Here is a 4,305-nt window from a genome sequence, read left to right as displayed (position 1 = left end):
ATACATTTTTCTGTCAGATACTAGGGTACAACTATGCTCAACACCAGTACAACAGCCCCTCTGTTAGCAATTCGGAGAGCGTTTGTCTAGTGTTTTTTCTTTTGATTTTGAAAAAAAGAAAGAAGGAAAACCTGTGGAGCCTTAGCGGAACAGGTGTGAGCCAGTTGCCTTAGCAACGATCTGGCGAGAGTGAGCCTTAGCGAACGGCCTCGGAGAGGTTGGCGGTACGCCAAAATGCCTTAGCAGTTACTACGTACTGTAGACCGTCGTTTTACTTGCAAGTTTAGACGAAAACTGCCGTGACATTCGTTCCTTATTTCTAAATACGGTATACTTACTGCGAAGGAGTGAGTCCCTTGGAAAACTACAAAACTATCAAAGAGCTTGCTGATGAATTAAATGTTAGTAAAGATAAAATAAAATATCAGGTGAGGAAATTACCTAGTGAATTACCCAGTAAAATTAACGGAGTTACCTATTTGAATGAAGCCGCTGTTACAATCATTTTGGACTCATTGGGGGTAAAATTACCTACTAATGACCAGGTAATTTTACCTGATAATACCCAGGATTTACCCCGCGGAGATACAGTGTCTATATTAAAAAATGAACTTAAAATTAAAGATGCACTTTTAGTTGAAAAGGACAAACAAGTTAATAAGTTACTTGATAATCAGAGTGAGATGCAAAAATTGTTAGACCAGCAACAACAACTTACTCTTCAAGCAAACAAACAAATCGAACAGCTGCAATCTCAATTAATGGTTACGTATACAGAAGAATCAAGCCGAGAAAGTAAGGATGAAGTGGAACAACAGCTATCGGAAGCTTCAAAAGAAGAAATACCTGGACTATCGAAAAAATGGTTTCAGTTTTGGAAATAATTTAAGTGTTCCATAAACCGATATAGAAAAAAAGAAGCTAAAAGTAACTTGAGAGCTCAATTGAAGAGTGTTTAGGTCCGGCAAATGTGGGCATATATGCCGGAAACAGGTTTTTTAGAGGAAAAAGTGCGGCAAATATGGCCGAATTTGCCGCAAACCTTAAAAAGAGGCTCGGCATATAAGCTCATATTTGCCGCATGTGAAAAAATACTGGGGTCAAGGTAAAACCAATCCGCTCTGCGGATTACCCTTTTTTGGGGGCAGGTTTCCCTTATGCTCTTGCAACATTTGTTTGTGAAATTTTAAAAGGAACATTTTTCCTTAAGTATCATATTTAAAAATATCATTTGGTTTTATGTTTAAGAGGAGCGTTAACAAGAAGCAAAGAAAAAGAAAAATCATGAGATTGCTACAAAAAGAACAAATTTCCATCATATTTTAGATGTAGGATGAACTCATCCAATAAACAAACCCAAATAAAACTTTTTTTCATTTTTACTCCTACCCCGGCTCACTGTCCCCGCAGTGAGTTTTTTTTGTTATTCTAAACAGGTTACTGGTTGGCTAAGGGTTTAGATCCACAAACAAAAGTTCTTATCAGTTTAACGGGTTTCCGAGTGAAGATATAAAAGAAGATACTGAAATAAAGACACAGACGAAGCAAGTATTTTTAAAGAATTGAGGGGAAAACTTGAAAAAAAGCACTCTGTCATTTTGACAAAGTACTCTGAATTTATGTCATTATTTGGTTACGCAAAATCGGCATTTTTTTCCGAGACAATGTGAAGGCAACAAACGCTTATATATCAACGATTTACTACTGTTCCGAACCTAATTTACCGATTTACTACCCCCCTGTTAGAGTACGGGGGTCCCACCGAGAGCAACGGTCGTTGCTCTCGGTGCTCAAAAGCGTCTACTTTGCCCTGTTCACCTTCGTGAACACGCACGTCGCTGTAACTGTTTCAAGTAGGGAAACCTGTCTTGCCGCTGGCAGACAGGCCGCCTCGCCCCAGGCGAGCGGCCCTGTTTGAAAGCAGACAGCGTCGGCTGAGGGCAGAACAAGTATCGCTTTCGAATATTGTTACTCTAATACGATTAGTATAACAAGGGTCTTAGTTTCCATCAAGAAAATTTCACTAAGTGTTGAGCCGGAAAAATGCTGCGAATGCAACGTTTGAAAAATGAGAAATGCTAGATTTTGAAAAATTCACAAAGGAAAGCCCGTCAGACGCTGGTCTGGCGGGCTACTTTGGATAATCGACATTATGTCTACTAGATATTTAATAACAATAGATTATTTGACTATTACTCAAATGAATAATTCAGCAACGGAAAATAAATTTGCTTTACCACCTAATTTAACACGGTCTCCATTTGCTTTACAATAGAGCAATCCACTACGTTGAGAAGCCTGAAAAGCTACAATATCGTGCTTGTTTAATATTCTAGACCAATAAGGGACTAAATGACAATGTCCGGAACCACAAACTGGATCTTCTGACACGTTTAATTTTGGAGCGAAAGATCGTGATACACAGTCCACATCACTACCTCTAGCTGTGACATGTAAAAGTAGTCCTTCCAAATTTTGAATCTTATCAAAATTTGGCTGTATATTTCTCACTACGCTCTCATCATTCAACACACACACTAAGTCTCTTCCCAAAAATACTGCCTTAGGTACTACTCCCAGAGCTTCCTCTATCTCTTTGGTTACTTCTACCTGTCGTAAATCATATGCGGGGAAATCCATTTCATAAATATCTTTCTTTTTTTCAACAATTAGTTCACCACTTAACGTTTGAAAAATTGTAGAAGTCGTACCTACTTCAATATAATTCATTATGACATAAGCACAAGCTAACGTAGCATGACCGCATAAATCTATTTCTCCACCTGGAGTAAACCAACGTAACTGGTAGTTCTCATCTGTTTTAACTGCAAATGCTGTTTCAGATAAATTATTTTCTTTTGTGATGTTTAACATCATTTCTTCGTCTAACCAATTGTCCATAATACAAATTGCAGCTGGATTACCTGAAAATAATTTATCTGTAAATGCATCTACCACATATTGTTTCATACTAGTTCTCCTTTTAGCATTAATTTATCTAGTTTAACATATTTTTTCTAAGCTGTTGTTATCATAAATTTTTACTGGGCATAAGGAGAAATATGTAAAGTTGGTAGTGTAAAATAATTACCAACCCAACTACGTATTTTCAATTTGTAGGTAATAAGTCTTACGCTGTATATACTGGATATATAAAATTTTGGTATGCTAGTTAATCAAAAAGTAGTATGGACTATTTCTCCCATACTACTTTTTCTTTTTCAGCTAATAATCTTGAGTCCAGAGTTTTAGTTTCAGACTCTTCAGTATCTATAAATGCAATTTTTTCGATAGAGCTTAACTCAAGTTTATCTAAATTAAAATCAGATAGCTTAATTACTGCCTCTGTCTGACTATCAAAAATGGAACCTTGAGTATAGATTGTAAAGAACAGAGTCGAATGATAAATATACCCGTTAATGTTAGATATTTTTTGATAAAAAGGTTTTTCTATATTAACTTTTATTGTCGTATCTATTGTTAAATCAGGACTATCAGATGTAATCATAACATCTTCGATATTATCCTTTGAGATTGTAAAAGATAATGCACTTATCAATGCGACGTATATACACAATACAAATAAAATAAAAAAAATTACTCCAAAAAATCTTTGGGGTTTCGAAATCTCCAGTTTTCTGTTACTCAATATAGGGCACCTCATTTTTCATTAAATTATTCAATTAATATCATCTTACTAATTAGTCAAAAGAGTATAAAATCAATAAAAAAGGTTGCAATCCCAACACCTAAAGCGTAATCTAAAACTATCATACAATTTAATATTACCAGAAAAAAGGTAAAAAAATAGAACGTTAGCTTAAAAATCGCCTGAGAAACGATTTTAAGAGCTTTAATTGATAACCTACTATCAATCAAAACCACTTCTAACATTCTAGCTTTTACTAATATTAGTACCACTTCTTTATTGAAGTTCGTATCTAATTATAGTAAATCTAGAAGCAGAATTCAAGGACTTGATTCATACAGGCACTCAATTAAAGCTAATTGAGTGCCTTTTTTGTTTGGAACAAGCGGACGTGCCACTGTCCGACCCTTAGAAGATGGGAAATAAGACGAAAGGTTACGTATTCGCCGCTGCAATAAGGAATGCTAGGAACACACAACAAGGGTAGCCTTATGCCCTTGTGTTCTGAAGGGTGGTAGCGACCGATTTGAACGGCTAGGGTGGAAACATGGACCGAAAGGTCAGTAATCTAAAACAAGGCTCTTAGGGCGTGTTTTAAGAGGGTTTTAGATGAAGTGTAGCAACTTCCAACTCATAAGGCATGTGATAGTGGCTCC

The 4,305-nt window shown here is 36.2% G+C and carries 3 protein-coding genes; 1 reads left to right on the top strand and 2 read right to left on the bottom strand.

Going from position 1 to position 4,305, the window contains the following annotated elements; genetic code table 11:
• The first annotated feature begins 347 nt into the window (after window positions 1-347).
• On the top strand, window positions 348-884 hold the full coding sequence (locus tag ORH16_RS18725) for a DNA-binding protein (RefSeq protein ID WP_416207890.1): 537 nt from the start codon (window positions 348-350) through the stop codon (window positions 882-884).
• Between the two features lie 1,312 nt (window positions 885-2,196).
• On the opposite strand, the gene ORH16_RS18720 is transcribed toward ORH16_RS18725, so the two are convergent.
• Window positions 2,197-2,970, bottom strand: a complete 774-nt coding sequence (locus tag ORH16_RS18720; protein WP_265460448.1) for a PhzF family phenazine biosynthesis protein — start codon at window positions 2,968-2,970, stop codon at window positions 2,197-2,199.
• A gap of 223 nt (window positions 2,971-3,193) precedes the next feature.
• Window positions 3,194-3,649 carry a hypothetical protein gene (locus ORH16_RS18715; protein WP_265460447.1) on the bottom strand — a complete coding sequence of 152 codons (456 nt, stop codon included), beginning with the start codon at window positions 3,647-3,649 and terminating at the stop codon, window positions 3,194-3,196.
• Between the last annotated feature and the right edge of the window lie 656 nt (window positions 3,650-4,305).

This window comes from Enterococcus sp. HY326 (assembly GCF_026157065.1).
Lineage (GTDB): Bacteria > Bacillota > Bacilli > Lactobacillales > Enterococcaceae > HY326.
This window is presented reverse-complemented; position numbering and strand designations above follow the sequence as displayed.